Below are 15,624 nucleotides of genomic sequence, written 5' to 3' on the forward strand. Positions count from 1 at the left end.
CCGGGTGGCGCGATGAGTTTTCACAATCCCGAGCGGTCCTGGGCTGAGATGGAACGCATCCTGTCCGGAAAAACGGATAAATCCGATCCGGCGGCAGGCGGCAAGGGCGCGGCCCGCGGCGGCGGTCCGGCGAGCGGTGGGGGTGCGGCAGGCAGCGGCGGTCCGGCGAGCGGTGGGGGTGCGGCAGGCGGTGGGGATGCGGCAGGCGGTGGGGATGCGGCGAGCGGTGGAGGCTGGCGAAGCGGCGGGACCGCGACGACCGGGGGGAACGGGGGACCGGGGTTCGGCGGCCGCGGGCTCTGGGCGGATCCGGGCCCGGCCCCGGTCGTCGACCCGATCGCGATCGACGGCGACGGCGGGGACTCCCCGGCCTGGACCCGCAAGCGGGAGCCCTACCGAGCCACCCCCGGCCTGGTCCGAGCCGAGTCCACGGTCGACTACGCCGAATTGCACTGTCACACCAACTTCAGCTTCCTGGACGGCGCCAGCCACCCTGAGGAACTGGCCGAGGAGGCCGCCCGGCTGGGCCTGACCGGCCTGGCCGTCACCGACCACGACGGCTTCTACGGCGTGGTCCGCTTCTCGCAGGCGGCCCGTGAGCTGCGGCTCCCGACGATTTTCGGCGCCGAGTTGTCGCTCGGCCTGACCCGTCCGCAGAACGGCGAACCGGACCCGGAGGGCACCCACCTGCTCGCCTTGGCGCACGGGCACGAGGGCTACGCCCGGCTGGCCCGGGTGATCTCGCAGGCCCAGATGCGCGGCGGGGAGAAGGGCAAGCCGGAGTACGGGAGTCTGGAACAGATCGCCGAGATCCTGAAGGACCACGTCCTGGTGCTGACCGGCTGCCGCAAGGGCCCGGTCCGGTCCGCCCTGGCCACCGCGGGGATGGACGCCGCGGGCTGGGAGCTGGACCGGCTGGTCGACCTGTTCGGGGCGCCGAACGTGGCGGTCGAGCTGACCGATCACGGTCATCCGTACGACGCCGACTACAACGACGCGCTCTTCGAGTTGGCCCACCACCGCCGGCTGGAGGTGGTGGCGACCGGGAACGTGCACTACGCCACCCCGTCGCGCCGGCGCCTGGCCACCGCGCTCGCCGCCGTCCGGGCCCGCCGCGGCCTGGACGAGATGGACGGCTGGCTGCCCGCGGCCGGCACCGCCCACCTGCGCAGCGGCGCCGAGATGGCGCGCCGGTTCGGCGGCTATCCGGGGGCGGTGGCGAACGCCGCCATGTACGGCGACGGCCTCGCCTTCAACCTGGACCTGGTGGCGCCCCGGCTGCCGGACTACGACGTGCCGGCCGGGCACACCGAGATGAGCTGGCTGCGCGAGCTGACCATGCGCGGGGCCCGGGACCGGTACGGCTCGCCGGAGGCGCACCCGAGGGCCTACGCGCAGTTGGAGAAGGAGCTCCGGATGATCGAGGAGCTCGGCTTCCCCGGGTACTTCCTGGTGGTCTACGACATCGTGGACTTCTGCCGGCGGGAGAAGATCTACTGCCAGGGGCGGGGCTCGGCGGCGAACTCGGCGGTCTGCTTCGCCCTGTGGATCACCAACGTCGACGCGGTCGAGTACAACCTGCTCTTCGAGCGGTTCCTGGCCCCGGAGCGGGACGGCCCGCCGGACATCGACGTGGACATCGAGTCCGACCGGCGCGAGGAGGTCATCCAGCACGTCTACACGAAGTACGGGCGGGAGCACACCGCGCAGGTCGCCAACGTGATCTCCTATCGCCCCCGCTCGGCGGTGCGGGACATGGCCCGGGCGTTCGGCTTCTCGGCCGGCCAGCAGGACGCGTGGAGCAAGCAGATCGACCGCTGGGGCGACATCGCGGACGCCGACACCGATCTGCCGGCGGTCGTGAAGGATTTCGCCAACGCGGTCCAGAGCTTCCCGCGCCACCTGGGCATCCACTCCGGCGGCATGGTGATCTGCGACCGGCCGATCATCGAGGTCTGCCCGGTCGAGTGGGGACGGATGCCGGGCCGCACCGTGCTGCAGTGGGACAAGGACGACTGCGCGGCCGTCGACCTGGTCAAGTTCGACCTGCTCGGGCTGGGCATGCTGTCGGCGCTGCACTACGCGTACGACATGATCGACAGTGAGCTGGACATCGGCACGATGCGGCTCGACGACCCCGAGGTCTACGCGATGCTCTGCCGGGCCGACTCGGTCGGGGTGTTCCAGGTGGAGAGCCGGGCGCAGATGGCGACGCTGCCGCGGCTCAAACCGGACAAGTTCTACGACCTGGTGATCGAGGTGGCGCTGATCCGGCCCGGGCCGATCCAGGGCGGGTCGGTCCACCCGTACATCCGGCGGAAAAATGGCCTGGAGCCGCCGCACGTGCCGCACCCCCGCATGGAGAACGCGTTGCGGAAGACCCTGGGCGTGCCGCTCTTCCAGGAGCAGCTGATGCAACTGGCCATCGACGTGGCCGGTTTTGATCCGTCCGAGGCCGATCAGTTGCGGCGCGCGATGGGCTCGAAGCGGTCCGCCGAGAAGATGGCGAAGATCAAGATTCGGCTGTACGAGGGAATGGCCGCCAACCAGATCACCGGGGAGCTCGCCGACGACCTGTTCCACAAGCTCTCCGCGTTCGCCAGCTACGGCTTCCCGGAGAGCCACGCGATGAGCTTCGCGTACCTCGTCTACGCGAGCGCCTGGCTCAAGCGGTACCACCCGGCGGCGTTCTGCGCGGCGTTGCTGAACGCGCAGCCGATGGGCTTCTACTCGCCGCAGACCCTGGTCGACGACGCCCGCCGGCACGGGGTGGAGGTGCGCCGGCCGGACATCAACCGCAGCGACGCGGCGGCCGTGCTGGAGACCACCCCGGAGAGCCGGCGCGCGGCCGAGCCCGGCGAGCCGCCGCACGCGTGGGGGCTCGGGGGACCGGCCGTGCGGCAGGGGCTGAAGGCCGTGCGGACGATCGGGCCGGAGCTCGCCGAGCTGATCGAGGAGGAACGTCGCGAGCACGGGCCGTACCGGTCGATGACCGATCTTGCCCGGCGGACCGGATGCTCGACCGCGCACCTGGAGGCGCTCGCCACCGCGGACGCCTTCGCGAGCTTCGGCCTGTCCCGGCGCGAGGCGCTGTGGGCCGCCGGAGCGGCCGCCCAGGACAAGCCGGACCGGCTGCCCGGGACGGTGACCGGCACCGAGGCGCCGATGCTGCCCGGGATGAGCGAGGTCGACGTGCTGATCGCGGACGTCTGGGCGACCGGGCTGTCGCCGGAGACCCATCCGGCGCGGTTCCTCCGGTCCACGCTCGACGCGGCCGGGGCGCTGCCGATCGCCGCGCTGCCCGCGGTCGACGCCGGGAACCGGGTGCTGGTCGGCGGGATCGTGACCCACCGGCAGCGGCCGGCGACGGCGGGCGGGGTCACCTTCGTGAACCTGGAGGACGAGACCGGGATGCTGAACGTGACCTGCTCGCCGGGGCTGTGGCTGCGGTACCGGCGGGTGGCGCGGAGCAGCTCGGCGCTGCTGGTGCGCGGGAAGCTGGAGAAGGCCGAGGGGGTGCTGAACCTGGTGGCGGATCGGCTGGAGACGCTCACTCCGCCGGTCACCCCGGCGTCCCGGGACTTCCGCTGAGCACGGCGGGTGGGCTTGTCGCCGTACGGGAAGAAGGGGTTTGATTTTTGGGTATTTGCCGGAAATTGGGGGATTAGTGGCATAGGGTGCGACTCCAGGAGTCATCGGGGAGGGCACCATGTTGTTCCGGATCTGTACCAGCCTCGCCGCCGCCGCAGCGGTCCTCGCCGTCGCCTCGCCCGCCGTCGCCGGGCCCACGCCCGGACCGGCGGCCGGCTCGCGGCTGACCCTGACCCGGGTGGCCGACGCCGGCGGAGGCGCCGCCGCGGTCAAACTGACCTGCGACCCGGACGGCGGCGGCCACCCCGACCCGGTGCGGGCCTGCGCGCAGCTGACCCGCGTCGGCGCGAACCCGGCCCGGCTCAAGGCCGCCGACCGCTACTGCTTCCTGCTCTACAAGCCGGTGACCGCGCGGCTCAGCGGAGTCTGGCGGGGACGCACGGTGAAGTGGGCGCACACCTACGGCAACAGTTGCGAGATGAACCGCGCCACAGGTGTCCTGTTCGATTTTTAGCCTTGTCCCGGCCGCTACGCTGCTCGGGTGGACACCGCAATGGCACGTACCGGCCGGCCGCACGTCACCGCCCGCACCGCGGCGGTCTGGGCCGTCCTGCGCCGTGAGCTGGACCGGCACGCCGGCCGTGAGCTGACCGTCCTCGACGTCGGCGGCGGCACCGGTGGGTTCGCCGTGCCGCTGGCCGAGGCCGGGCACACCGTCACCGTGATCGACGCCAGCCCGGACGCGCTGGCCGCGCTGACCCGGCGCGCCGCCGACGCCGGGGTCGCCGCCCGGGTGCACGCCGTGCAGGGTGACGGCGACGCGCTGGCCGGGCTGGTCGAGCCGGGCAGCGCCGACCTGATCCTCTGCCACGCCGTGCTCGAGGTGGTCGACGACCCGACCCGGGTGGTCGCCGCGATCGCCACCGCGCTGCGCCCCGGGGGCGCGCTCAGCCTGCTGGTCGCCGGCCGCGCCGCCGCGATCCTCGGCCGGGCGATCAACGGCCACCTGCGGGCGGCGTCCGCGCTGGTCACGGACGCGGAGGGCCGCTCCGGGCCGCGGGACACGCTGCGCCGGCGATATGACGCGGAGACCGCCGCCGAGCTGTTGCGGTCCGCCGGGCTCGAGGTCGAGCAGACCCATGGGGTACGGGTGGTGGCCGACCTCCTCCCGGCCACGGTGATCGAGGAGGACCCGCAGGCGGTGCTGGAGCTGGAGCTGGCGCTGAGCGCGCAGCCGCCGTTCCGCGACATCGCCTCCCAGCTGCACCTGTTCGCCCGCCGGCCATGACGTCGGCGCCCTTTCCCGAGGACGGCCTGCACCCGGACGCGCTCCGGGTGATCCGGCCGGCCTACGGCACCGGCAGCCTGGCCGACCTGCTGCCCAGCGTGAGCGCCGTGCTCGGGGTTCCGGGCGCGGCCGACGTGCTCGGGCTGACCGCCCGGCTGGACGGGGTGGACCGGGTCGCCGTCCTGCTGGTCGACGGGCTGGGGGCGTACCAATTGCCGCTGGCCGCCCCGCATGCCCCGGTCCTGGCCGACCTGGCCGCCGGGGGCCGCGGGCACGCCGGCACGCTGACCTCCGGATTCCCGTCCACGACCCCGGTCAGCCTGGTCACGCTCGGCGCCGGGGTGCCGCCGGGCGCGCACGGCGTGCTCGGGTTCACCGTCCGGCGTCCGGACGGGCGCCCGCTCACCCACATCCTCTGGGGCGACGACCCGGATCCGCGCGAGTGGCAGCCGGTGCCGACCCGGCTGGAGCTCGCGGCCGCGGCCGGGGTGCGGGTCACCGTGGTCAGCAAGCCGCAGTTCGAGGGCAGTGGGCTCTCGCTCGCCGCGAACCGGGGCGGGGCGTACCGGGGCGCCGCGGACGGCATGGCGGTCGCCGACGGGATCCTGGCCGCGCTGCGTGAGGCGGACGGGCCGGCGCTGGTCTACGGCTACCACCCGGATCTCGATCACTTCGGGCACGAGGACGGGGTCGGCTCGGAGACCTGGCGGGAAGCCGCCCGCGGGGTGGACAAGCTGCTCGACCGGCTGGTGCACGGGCTGCCCCCGCGGTCCGCGCTGCTGGTGGTCGCGGATCACGGCCAGCTGAACGTGCCGCTCGAGGGCCGGCGGGACATGGCCGAGATCCCGGCGCTGCGCGAGGGCGTGGTGGCGGTGGCCGGCGAGCCGCGGGTGCGGTACCTGTACGCGGCGGACGGCGCGCTCGACGACGTGCTGGCCACCTGGCGCGGGATCTTCGGGGACGACGCCTGGGTGACCACCCGGGACGAGGCGATCGACGACGGCTGGTTCGGGCCGGTGCCGGCCGGGCACGCCGATCGGATCGGGGACGTGGTGGTGTTCTGCCGGGGCCGGGCGATCGCGGCGGCCTCCGGATGGGAGCCGCCGAAGGCGGGACAGCTCGTGGCGTACCACGGATCGGCCACCGCGGTCGAGATGACCGTGCCGTTGTTGATCGCCAGGTGAACTACGGGCATCTGTATCACTCGATGTCGCTGGCGTTTCACCTGCCGTAACTGGCCTGGTGAGACGGGCTTTTCGGACAGATCGATCTTCTGGGCCAGGAAAATCACCCGCACTCGGCCGTCGTCCCGCTTTCCGACCCGCCAACCCCCTCGTAGACTTGCGTGGTAAGGCAGCCGACGGCTGCCCCGGCCCCACGTGGGCCGGACATGCGCCCGGGGAGGAAAGCCGTGCCGCTCTCGGAGCACGAGCAGCGGCTGTTCGATCAGATCGAGCGGTCGCTTGCCGAGGACCCCAAATTCGCCTCGGCTGTGCGGGCCAACGACCCGCGTTTCCACGCACGGCGCCGGCTCATCATCGCCGCGTTCGTGATCGTGCTAGGTCTCGGTCTCGTCGTTTACGGGGCCGCCTCCGGCACGGTGTTGCTCGGGGTCGCCGGTTTCGTCGTGATGCTCGCGTCGGCGGCCTTCGCGATGCAGTCGCGTAAACGTGGCCAGGCCCCCGACCTCAAGTCCGTCGGCGGGACAGCCTCCCGGCGGACCCGCCAGGGTCGCCGTGGGAACGGTGGCCTGCTGGACCGACTTGAAGACCGTTGGAAGCAGCGGCCGGAGGGGCATCGCTGAGGGCGGCCCTCTAGCCGGCATTGACGAGCGGCGGCCATCCGGCCGCCGTCGTCATTCTTGCTGTTCTCCCACCTCTCACGCTTACCCATTTCGCGGTACGGCCTCAGCCCCGCCCCGCGCCTGCCTGCCCACGCGCCCGGTCCCTGCCCGCGCCGGGCCCCGCGCCGCACCCACCGCGCGCCCGGCCCCGCCCGCGCCTGCCTGCGCCGGGCCTCGCGCCTGCCTGCGCCGGGCCTCGCGCCTGCCTGCGCCGGGCCTCGCGCCGCCTCGCGCCTCGCGCCGCCTCGCGCCTCGCGCCGCCTCGCGCCTCGCGCCGCCTCGCGCCGCACCCACCGCGCGCCCGGCCCCGCCTTCGCACCCGCCCGGCCTCGCCTCGCGCCCACTCCCACCAGCCGAGTTCGCGCCCTGCTCGCGCTGACCTGGATGTGCGGAAGGGGCGCCGCCCTGGTGGACGGCGCCCCTTCCGGGGTGTTTCAGCGGATCCGGGTCAGCGGATCCGGGTTGGTGGGGCTGGGTCAGCGGGCCCGGGTTGGTGGGGCCTGGTCAGCGGGCCTGGGTTGGTGGAGCTGGGTCAGCGGGCCTGGTCAGCGGGCCCGGGTTGGTGGGGCTGGGTCAGCGGGCCCGGTTGAGCAGGCGGCGTGGGTTGAAGCGGGTCATGAACTCGCCGAGACGGCCGGAGAGCTCCACCGTGCGAGTCCCCGCCTCGGCCAGCCCCAGCCGCCAGCTGAGCAGGATCGACGGCGGGAACAGCGTGGCCCGCAGCCGGACCCGGGCGGTAGCCGAGTGGGCCATCCCGGAGCGAACCCGGCGCAGCGCCGACGTCAGCTCCGCACCCTGCATCGGCTGCCGCGCGTAGCGGGCCCGCTCCTCGGCCGTACCGAGCAGTTCCGCCGCGGCGGCCGGCTCGGCGGACAGGACCGATTCGCGGATCAGCCGTTGGGCGGTGAGGCGCGGGGTCTCGGTCGGATCAACCGTGATCTGGAAGTCGACCATGGTGTCGACCAGCTCGTCCCAGGCCGCGTGGGCGTCCTCCCGGGCCTGTGCGGCCTCGGTGGTGACCACGATCCCGGTGACCGCGCCGGCCGGCCCCGGTACGGACGGATCCACCACCGCGGGCGGCGGCCCGACCGTCGCCGCGTGGCGCTGGCGTCGCAGCAGGACCCGGCGTAGTGCCGGGACCAGCAGCAACGCGATCAGGGTGGCGATCACCCCGAAGATCAGCAGACCGGTCCAGTTGTTCTCGTCGGAGCTGAACCCGCCGGTCGCGGCCGCGCCGCCGCCGTCGTTCGCCTGGTCGGGGCGGTCGTTCGCCCCGGCTGCCTGGGACGCGCTGGAGCCGGGCACCGGGGCCGCCGTCGTCGAGGCGGTCGGTGCGGCGGTCTTGTCGACGTCGGGCGCCCAGTCGGAGCGGGCCGAGCCGGTCACCCCGGTCGACGGCGTCGCGTCGAACGGGACCCACCCGAAGCCCTGCAGGTAGACCTCGGTCCAGGCGTGCGCGTTGCGGTTGGTGATGACGTACGTGTTCCCGTCCTGCACGCTGCCCCGGGTGAACCCGAACGCGACCCGGGCCGGGATCCCGGCGGCGCGGACCATCCAGGCCATCGCCGCGGCGTACTGCTGGCAGTAGCCGACCTTGTTGACCAGGAACGACTCGATCTCGGAGAGGTTCCCGGTGGACTGGGTCTGCAGGCTGTAGGAGAACCCGTTCGACTTGGCGAACGAGCTGTAGATCGCCCGTACCTTGTCGTAGTCGGTGGCTTTGCCCTTGGTCAGCCGGGCGACCTCTTTGTTGACGTACGCGTTCACCGGCACGACCGTGTACGCCCGCCGGATCGGGTCGTCGCGTTGCAGCGTCGGCGCGGTCCGCAGCTCGGCCGGCGTGTAGTCCGGGCGCAGGTAGTCGATCGAGTACTTCTGCTTGCTGGTGGTGTTCCGGCCGGAGTAGAGCACCTGCTGGTTCCCGTCGTACGCCCAGCTGCCGGTGAGGTTGCTGATCCCGACCGGGTACGAGTAGAGCGGCGCCATGCTCTGCCGCAACTGGTCACTGATCTCGATGTCGGCGTGGTACCGCTGGAACGTCGTCTGGTTGGTCGCGGCCTCCCGCTGCGGGTCCGGCAGGCTGCCCTTGTTGAGCGTGGTCCCGTTCGGCGGCTGGTTCCCGAAGCCCTCGGCGGTGAGCTGGTCGGCGACGCCGAACCGGAGGTAGAACGGCTCCTTCTCGGTCGTCGTCACCTTGAGCAGGTTGACCGTGGTGTTCTGGGTGAGCTGGCCGCTGAGCGAGGCGAACAGGTCGATCTTCCCGTTGCCGCCCTTGCCGAGCCCGCCGGCGGCGCCGGGGCCGCTCTGGGTGAGCTGGGACAGCAGGCCGCCGGTGACGGTCGGCACGATCAGCGGCAGCAGCACCGCCACCAGCACGCCGACCAGGCCGAGCCGCCGGCCGGCCGAGGCCAGCGGGGACGGCTCCCAGACGTCCACGTCCCGTCCGTCGCCGGTGAACCGGCGGCCGAACCGGCGCACCCGGTCCACGTTGTCGGCGACCAGCAGCCAGAGGTAGCCGCAGGCGCCCACGATGAACGGGGTGACCGGCACGCTGTCCAGCAGGACCGCGACCGGGATGGAGTAGATCGCCAGCATCGGCAGACCGGCCAGGGCCGGCCGCCGGAACACCGCGGTGAGCAGGTCGACCACGATCGCGACCACGCCGATCCCGAGGGCCGCGACGAACAGCAGGCCGTCCCGGTCCGGCACCGGCACCGCGTACGACCGGGTGTCCTGCCCGGCCTGCTGGATCAGCTCACCGAAGTGCGCGATCGTGGCCGGCGTCGGCACCAGCAGCTCGTGCCCGCTCGGGAAGATCCAGGTGAGCGTGACGACCAGGGCCACCACCATGCCCAGCGCCTGCGCCCAGGTGGGGAAGCGCAGGGTCCGGGTGAGCACCGCCGCCCCGGCGATCATCACCACGGTGAGGATCACCTGGAGCAGCCAGGTCCACTTGTCGAAGATCGTCGAGAGCGGCGCGGCGGAGAGCACCGTGGCGCCGGCCGCGACCAGCCCGAGTCGGCGGCGGCCGGTCATCGGTTCACCCCGCTGACCGTCTCGGCCATCGCCGCGCGATAGGCGAAGCCCTGCGAGCCGCGGCCCACCGTGGGCCAGAGCGCCGGCAGCGTGTCGCCGTGCCCGACCCGCACCGACCGCCAGCCGCTGCGCACCAGCGCCAGCGACGCGGCCGCGTGCTCCCGGTCCGACTCCTGCCGGTCGCCGTCGGTCATCGAGATCCAGGTGGAGCTGTCGATCGCGAACCCGATGCAGGTCGCGCCGTTGCCCCGGAGCTGGCTGAGCAGGTGCGCCTCGGTCGTGGTGAGCGTGCCGAACAGGCCGATCACCAGGCCGCCGTCGGAGCGCCGCCGGACCTGTTCGACGAGCAGGGCCAGGTCACTGTTGGACAGCGTCTTCACGTCCGCCAGGGCGTCCAGGATCAGGCCCTCGCCGCCGCTCTCGTGCCCGTCGATGTCGTCCCCGGTCCCGGTCACCAGGCGCACCTTGTAACCGGCCTCGCGCAGGTGGGCCGAGATGCTGGCGGCCGCCGCGACCGCCCACTCGAAGCTGGCCGTCGGGCCCTCGCCGCGGTGCGCGTGCGCCCGGGTGTCCAGGACCACCGTGGCCCGGCTCTCCCAGGGCTGCTCCTCGCGCCGGACCATCAGCTCGCCGGTCCGGGCGGTGGAGCGCCAGTGCACCCGCCGCAGGTCGTCGCCGCGCCGGTACTCCCGGGTGGCGGCGTCGTCCTCGCCGTGCACCGCGATCGACCGGGCCCGGCTCTCGCCGGAGCCCGCGTACTCCCCGGCCAGCCGCACCCGGGGGAGCGGCGTGACCTGCGGGATCACGGTGAGCCGGTCGACGCTGGGGAACGAGCGGGTCAGCTCGCACAGCCCGAACGGGTCGGTCAGCCGGATCACCAGCGGACCGATCGGGTACCGGCCGCGCACGTCGGCGCGCACCGTGTACGCCACCGAGCTGGCCTGCTGCGCGCCGAGGCGTTCCAGCACCACGCGCGGGCGGCTGCCCAGCGCGTACGGCAGGCGGTCCTCCAGCAGCATGGTGCCGGTGGGCAGCCGGGACAGGTTCTGCAGGCGCAGGATCACCCGCGCGCTGGAGCCGACCGGGGCCCGGCCCGGTTCCAGCGAGCGGGTGCAGGCCAGCTTGTAGCGGCTGCGCCCGACGTACGCCGCGGCCAGCAGCGGCAGCGCGGCCAGCAGCACCGCGACCCGGAGCAGGTCGCGCTCGCCGAGGATGAGCGCCGAGATACCGGCGGCGATCGCGGCCGCCAGGAACGAGCGGCCGCGCGTGGTGAGACCCCGCAGCGCCTCCCGCATGCTCACCGCCCCCGGGACTCGTACTGCGTGCCGCCGCCGGCCCGGGTGTCGTAGGGGTTCCGGTTCGCGTGCGGGATCGGCAGCCGGTGCACGATCTCCGAGACGATCGTGTCGGTGGTCCGCCGGTTGAGCTGCGCGTCCGGCGTCAGGATGATCCGGTGGGCGAGGACCGGGACGGCCAGCGCCTGCAGATCGTCCGGCAGCACGTAGTCGCGGCCCTCCAGCGCGGCCACCGCCTTCGCGGTGCGGATCAGCTGGAGCGTGCACCGCGGGGACGCGCCGAGACGGATCTCCGGAGCCTCCCGGGTCGCGGTGACCAGGGCGATCGCGTACTGCTGGACGGCGTCGGCGGCGTGCACCGCGCGGGCCGTCTCGATCAGCCGGCGGATCGTCGCGGCGTCGGCCACGGCGCGCAGGTCGTTCAGCGGGTCGTGGTCGCTCTGGCCGCTCAGCATCGCGAGCTCGGCCCGTGGGTCCGGGTACCCCATCGCGATCCGGGCGGTGAACCGGTCGCGCTGCGCCTCCGGCAGCGGATAGGTCCCCTCCATCTCGATCGGGTTCTGGGTGGCCACCACCATGAACGGGGCCTGCAGCTCGTAGGTCGTGCCGTCGACGGTGACCTGTCGTTCCTCCATGCACTCCAGGAGGGCGGACTGGGTCTTCGGCGACGCCCGGTTGATCTCGTCGCCGACCACCAGGTTGGCGAAGACGGCGCCCGGCTTGAACTCGAAGTCGCGGGTCTCCTGGTTGTAAACGCTCACCCCGGTGACATCACTGGGCAACAGATCGGGGGTGAACTGGATCCGGCGGACCGAACAGTCGATGGAGCGGGCGAGAGCCTTGGCGAGCTTCGTCTTGCCCACGCCCGGCACGTCCTCGATCAGCAGGTGGCCCTCGGCCAGCAGCACCGCGAGGGCCAGTCGCACCGTCGCGCTCTTGCCCTCGATGACCTGCTCGATGTTGGCCGTGATGGCTTGTGCGGCGGCGCGGAACTCGGCGCTGGTCAGCGGTCCTGTCGGCTCGCCCCAGGTCGGCGTTGTCACGGGCTTTCCTCCAAGTGATACGTACCCCGAGCAGTGGATCACCCAGTGTCAGGGCACCCCAAGGTTGCGGGCGCCCAGCGGTCCGTGGGCCTCCGGCGCTCGCCGCCCGTTCCTGACAGGTTATCCCCGCCCGCACACCCCTCCGAAAGGCCGGAACGACCGGGGTTTTCTGGAAAACGGGACGAACATGGTCCATCTACCGACAGTGATCGGATTCCGGAACCGAACATCCCCGGCGGCATACCGGTCGCCGTGCGTGACGGCGGGCGGGTATCATGGCGCGCATGGCTCGGCGTGTTCTGCTCCTTAGCCGGCCGTGCTGATCACACATCGGTGACAGCACGGCGCCCCCTCCTGCGTGAGGGGCTTTTTTATGCCCGGAGCGCGCGAACCCCAGCCCTTCTGACGTAGACGAGATGGTGTTGAGAATGAGCGAGACCGAGAACCCGTTCCGCTACACCGCCGCGCTGGCCGGCGAGATCGAGCTGCGCTGGCAGCGGTACTGGGCGGAGAACGGGACGTTCCACGCGCCCAATCCGGTCGGCGAGCTGGCCGATCCGGATCACCCGCGGGCCGGCGCGCCGAAGCTGCACGTCCAGGACATGTTCCCGTACCCGTCCGGCTCGGGCCTGCACGTCGGCCACCCGCTGGGCTACATCGGCACCGACTCGTACACCCGCTACAAGCGGATGACCGGTTACAACGTGCTGCACCCGATGGGCTTCGACGCGTTCGGCCTGCCGGCCGAGCAGTACGCGGTGCAGACCGGCACCCACCCCGCGGTGACCACCGCGGCCAACGTCGAGCGGTACCGGCAGCAGCTGCGCCGCCTGGGCCTGGCCTACGACGAGCGGCGCTCGTTCTCCACCACCGACCCGGAGTACTACCGCTGGACCCAGTGGATCTTCCTGCAGGTCTTCAACTCCTGGTTCGACCCCGAGCTGAACAAGGCGCGCCCGATCACCGAGCTGATCGCCGCCTACGAGGCCGGCGAGCGCGGTGCCGAGTGGGCGACCCTGTCCCCGGTCGAGCGGCGCAAGGTGATCGACGGTCACCGGCTGGCGTACATGTCCGAGGCGCCGGTCAACTGGTGCCCCGGCCTGGGCACCGTGCTGTCGAACGAGGAGGTCACCCCGGACGGGCGCAGTGACCGCGGCAACTACCCGGTCTTCAAGCGCAGCCTGAAGCAGTGGATGATGCGGATCACCGCGTACGGGGACCGCCTGATCGAGGACCTGGACACGCTGGAGTGGCCGGAGCCGGTCAAGCACATGCAGCGCAACTGGATCGGCCGGTCCCAGGGCGCGCATGTTGATTTTTCCGTTGATTCCGACAAAATCACCGTCTTCACCACGCGTCCCGACACCCTGTTCGGCGCCACGTACATGGTGCTGGCGCCGGAGCACGAGCTGGTCGAGAAGATCGTGCCCGCGGCCTGGCCGGCCGGCACCCACGAGGCCTGGAAGGTGGCCGCGACCCCGGCCGAGGCGGTCGCCGCCTACCAGGCCAGGGCCGCCGCCAAGACCGAGGAGGAGCGGACCGCCGACGGCAAGGTGAAGACCGGCGTCTTCACCGGCGCCTACGCGGTCAACCCGGTCAACGGCGAGAGCATCCCGGTCTTCGTCGCCGACTACGTGCTGGCCGGCTACGGCACCGGCGCGATCATGGCGGTGCCGGCCCACGACGAGCGGGACTTCGAGTTCGCCACCGTCTTCGAGCTGCCCATCGTCCGTACCGTCGCAGGCCCTGAAGGGTTTGAAGGTGCTTGGACGGGCGACGGCGTCGCCGTCAACTCCGGATTCCTGGACGGGCTGAACAAGGCCGAGGCCAAGGCCGCGATGATCGTCTGGCTGGAGGAGCAGGGCAAGGGCGCCGGCGCCACCACCTACCGGCTGCGGGACTGGCTGTTCAGCCGGCAGCGGTACTGGGGCGAGCCGTTCCCGATCGTCTACGACGAGACCGGCCTGCCGATCGCGCTGCCCGACTCGATGCTGCCGGTGGTGCTGCCGGAGACCGACGACTTCTCGCCGCGCACCTTCGACCCGGACGACGCGGACACCGAGCCGGAGACCCCGCTGTCCCGCAAGAAGGACTGGGTGCAGGTCGAGCTGGACCTGGGGGACGGCCCGAAGACCTACACCCGCGAGACCAACACCATGCCGCAGTGGGCCGGCTCCTGCTGGTACGAGCTGCGCTACCTGGACCCGCACAACGACGAGGTGCTGGTCGACCCGGTCAACGAGGCCTACTGGATGGGCCCGGAGGCACCCGGCGCGTCCGGCGGCGTCGACCTGTACGTCGGCGGCGTCGAGCACGCCGTGCTGCACCTGCTGTACGCCCGCTTCTGGCACAAGGTCCTGTTCGACCTGGGCCACGTCTCCAGCTTCGAGCCGTTCCACAAGCTGTTCAACCAGGGCTACATCCAGGCGTACGCGTTCCGCGACGCCCGCGGCGTGATCGTCCCGGCCGAGGAGGTCGTCGAGCGCGACGGCAAGTGGTACTACGGCGACCAGCAGGTCAACCGGGAGTACGGCAAGATGGGCAAGTCGCTGAAGAACGTGGTCACCCCGGACGAGATGTGCGAGCAGTACGGCGCCGACACGTTCCGGGTCTACGAGATGGCGATGGGCCCGCTGGACGTCTCCCGCCCCTGGGAGACCCGCGCCGTGATCGGCTCGCAGCGCTTTCTGCAGCGTGCCTGGCGCCTGGTCGTCGACGAGGAGACCGGCGCGACCCGGGTCACCGACGAGCCGCTGGACCCGAAGTCCCGCAAGGTCCTGCACAAGGTCATCGCCGGCGTCCGCGAGGACATGGACGAGCTGCGGTTCAACACCGCGATCGCCAAGCTGATCGAGCTGACCAACACGCTGACCCCGCTGCCCACGGTGTCCCGCGAGGCGGTCGAGCCGCTGGTCCTGATGATGTCCCCGTTCGCGCCGCACCTGGCCGAGGAGCTGTGGGGCAAGCTGGGCCACCAGGGCACGCTGGCCTACGCGGACTTCCCGGTCGCCGACCCGGCCCAGCTGGTGGCCGACTCGATCACCTACCCGGTCCAGGTCAACGGCAAGGTCCGCGGCCGGGTCGAGGTCTCCCCGGAGACTCCGGAGGAGGAGGTCCGGGCGCAGGCCCTGGCCGCCGTCGCCGAGGCGCTGGGCGACAAGACCCCGAAGAAGGTCATCGTGGTCAAGGGCCGCCTGGTCAGCGTCGTCGTCTGAGTCGCTTCAAGATCAAGATCAAACCCCTGCTTGGGTACGTCGTCAAGCGCTCCGTCCGCCCGGTGCCACCGGATGGGCGGGGCGCTTGGTCGTTCCCGGACCGATCGGCCGGCCGGCGGCCGGACCGGCCTGGTGGAAAGTGCCGGGCCTCGGCTGGTGCTCAGGGTCGCATCGCGGGTCCGGAAGCGGCCCTCAGCGCCAGCCGGGGGCCTGGGCCGCGGCACGGCCTGGAGTCCGGCGCGGCTCGCGGACGGTGCGCGGCGGGACACGGTGGGGCGCGGGCGGGGCTTCGGTCGTACCGAGGGAAAGAAGT

General features: G+C 72.3%; 9 protein-coding genes. 6 read left to right on the forward strand and 3 right to left on the reverse strand.

The window, feature by feature from the left end:
• The first annotated feature begins 12 nt into the window (after window positions 1-12).
• The 5 genes from L3i22_RS08455 (at window position 13) to L3i22_RS08475 (ending at window position 6,683) form a co-directional block, all read left to right on the forward strand.
• A complete protein-coding gene (locus L3i22_RS08455; protein ID WP_255658050.1) occupies window positions 13-3,591 on the forward strand; it encodes an error-prone DNA polymerase in 3,579 nt (1,192 codons plus the stop codon).
• Between the two features lie 118 nt (window positions 3,592-3,709).
• Entirely contained in the window at window positions 3,710-4,105 is a 396-nt protein-coding gene (locus L3i22_RS08460) for an SSI family serine proteinase inhibitor (RefSeq protein ID WP_221326417.1), read from the forward strand.
• A 39-nt stretch (window positions 4,106-4,144) separates the two neighbouring features.
• Window positions 4,145-4,879, forward strand: a complete 735-nt coding sequence (locus L3i22_RS08465; RefSeq protein WP_221329855.1) for a methyltransferase domain-containing protein — start codon at window positions 4,145-4,147, stop codon at window positions 4,877-4,879.
• Window positions 4,876-6,063 (forward strand): alkaline phosphatase family protein, encoded by a 1,188-nt coding sequence (locus L3i22_RS08470; RefSeq protein ID WP_221326418.1) that lies wholly within the window; start codon window positions 4,876-4,878, stop codon window positions 6,061-6,063. The genes L3i22_RS08465 and L3i22_RS08470 overlap by 4 nt, the downstream gene beginning before the upstream one ends.
• Before the next feature lie 227 nt (window positions 6,064-6,290).
• Complete coding sequence (locus tag L3i22_RS08475; RefSeq protein ID WP_221326419.1) at window positions 6,291-6,683, forward strand: DUF3040 domain-containing protein; 393 nt, start codon at window positions 6,291-6,293, stop codon at window positions 6,681-6,683.
• A 612-nt stretch (window positions 6,684-7,295) separates the two neighbouring features.
• Here the strand turns inward: L3i22_RS08475 and L3i22_RS08480 are convergent.
• The 3 genes from L3i22_RS08480 to L3i22_RS08490 are packed head-to-tail and all read right to left on the reverse strand — an operon-like array spanning window position 7,296 to window position 12,096.
• Entirely contained in the window at window positions 7,296-9,758 is a 2,463-nt protein-coding gene (locus L3i22_RS08480) for a DUF3488 and transglutaminase-like domain-containing protein (protein ID WP_221326420.1), read from the reverse strand.
• Window positions 9,755-11,053, reverse strand: a complete 1,299-nt coding sequence (locus L3i22_RS08485; protein ID WP_221329856.1) for a DUF58 domain-containing protein — start codon at window positions 11,051-11,053, stop codon at window positions 9,755-9,757. Before L3i22_RS08485 ends, L3i22_RS08480 begins: the two co-directional genes overlap by 4 nt.
• Before the next feature lie 2 nt (window positions 11,054-11,055).
• Complete coding sequence (locus tag L3i22_RS08490; protein ID WP_221326421.1) at window positions 11,056-12,096, reverse strand: MoxR family ATPase; 1,041 nt, start codon at window positions 12,094-12,096, stop codon at window positions 11,056-11,058.
• Window positions 12,097-12,524: 428 nt separating this feature from the next.
• On the opposite strand from L3i22_RS08490, the gene leuS reads away from it, so the two are divergent.
• Window positions 12,525-15,311 (forward strand): leucine--tRNA ligase, encoded by a 2,787-nt coding sequence (leuS, locus tag L3i22_RS08495; protein ID WP_221326422.1) that lies wholly within the window; start codon window positions 12,525-12,527, stop codon window positions 15,309-15,311.
• Window positions 15,312-15,624: the final 313 nt, after the last annotated feature.

The sequence above is a fragment of the Actinoplanes sp. L3-i22 genome, assembly GCF_019704555.1.
GTDB lineage: Bacteria > Actinomycetota > Actinomycetes > Mycobacteriales > Micromonosporaceae > Actinoplanes.

What these genes read in the sequence shown, in the direction of transcription:
- L3i22_RS08455 (WP_255658050.1), top strand. Translation starts at nt 13, where the DNA reads ATGAGTTTTCACAATCCCGAGCGGTCCTGGGCTGAGATGGAACGCATC.
- L3i22_RS08460 (WP_221326417.1), top strand. Translation starts at nt 3,710, where the DNA reads ATGTTGTTCCGGATCTGTACCAGCCTCGCCGCCGCCGCAGCGGTCCTC.
- L3i22_RS08465 (WP_221329855.1), top strand. Translation starts at nt 4,145, where the DNA reads ATGGCACGTACCGGCCGGCCGCACGTCACCGCCCGCACCGCGGCGGTC.
- L3i22_RS08470 (WP_221326418.1), top strand. Translation starts at nt 4,876, where the DNA reads ATGACGTCGGCGCCCTTTCCCGAGGACGGCCTGCACCCGGACGCGCTC.
- L3i22_RS08480 (WP_221326420.1), bottom strand. Translation starts at nt 9,758, where the DNA reads ATGACCGGCCGCCGCCGACTCGGGCTGGTCGCGGCCGGCGCCACGGTG.
- L3i22_RS08485 (WP_221329856.1), bottom strand. Translation starts at nt 11,053, where the DNA reads ATGCGGGAGGCGCTGCGGGGTCTCACCACGCGCGGCCGCTCGTTCCTG.
- leuS (WP_221326422.1), top strand. Translation starts at nt 12,525, where the DNA reads ATGAGCGAGACCGAGAACCCGTTCCGCTACACCGCCGCGCTGGCCGGC.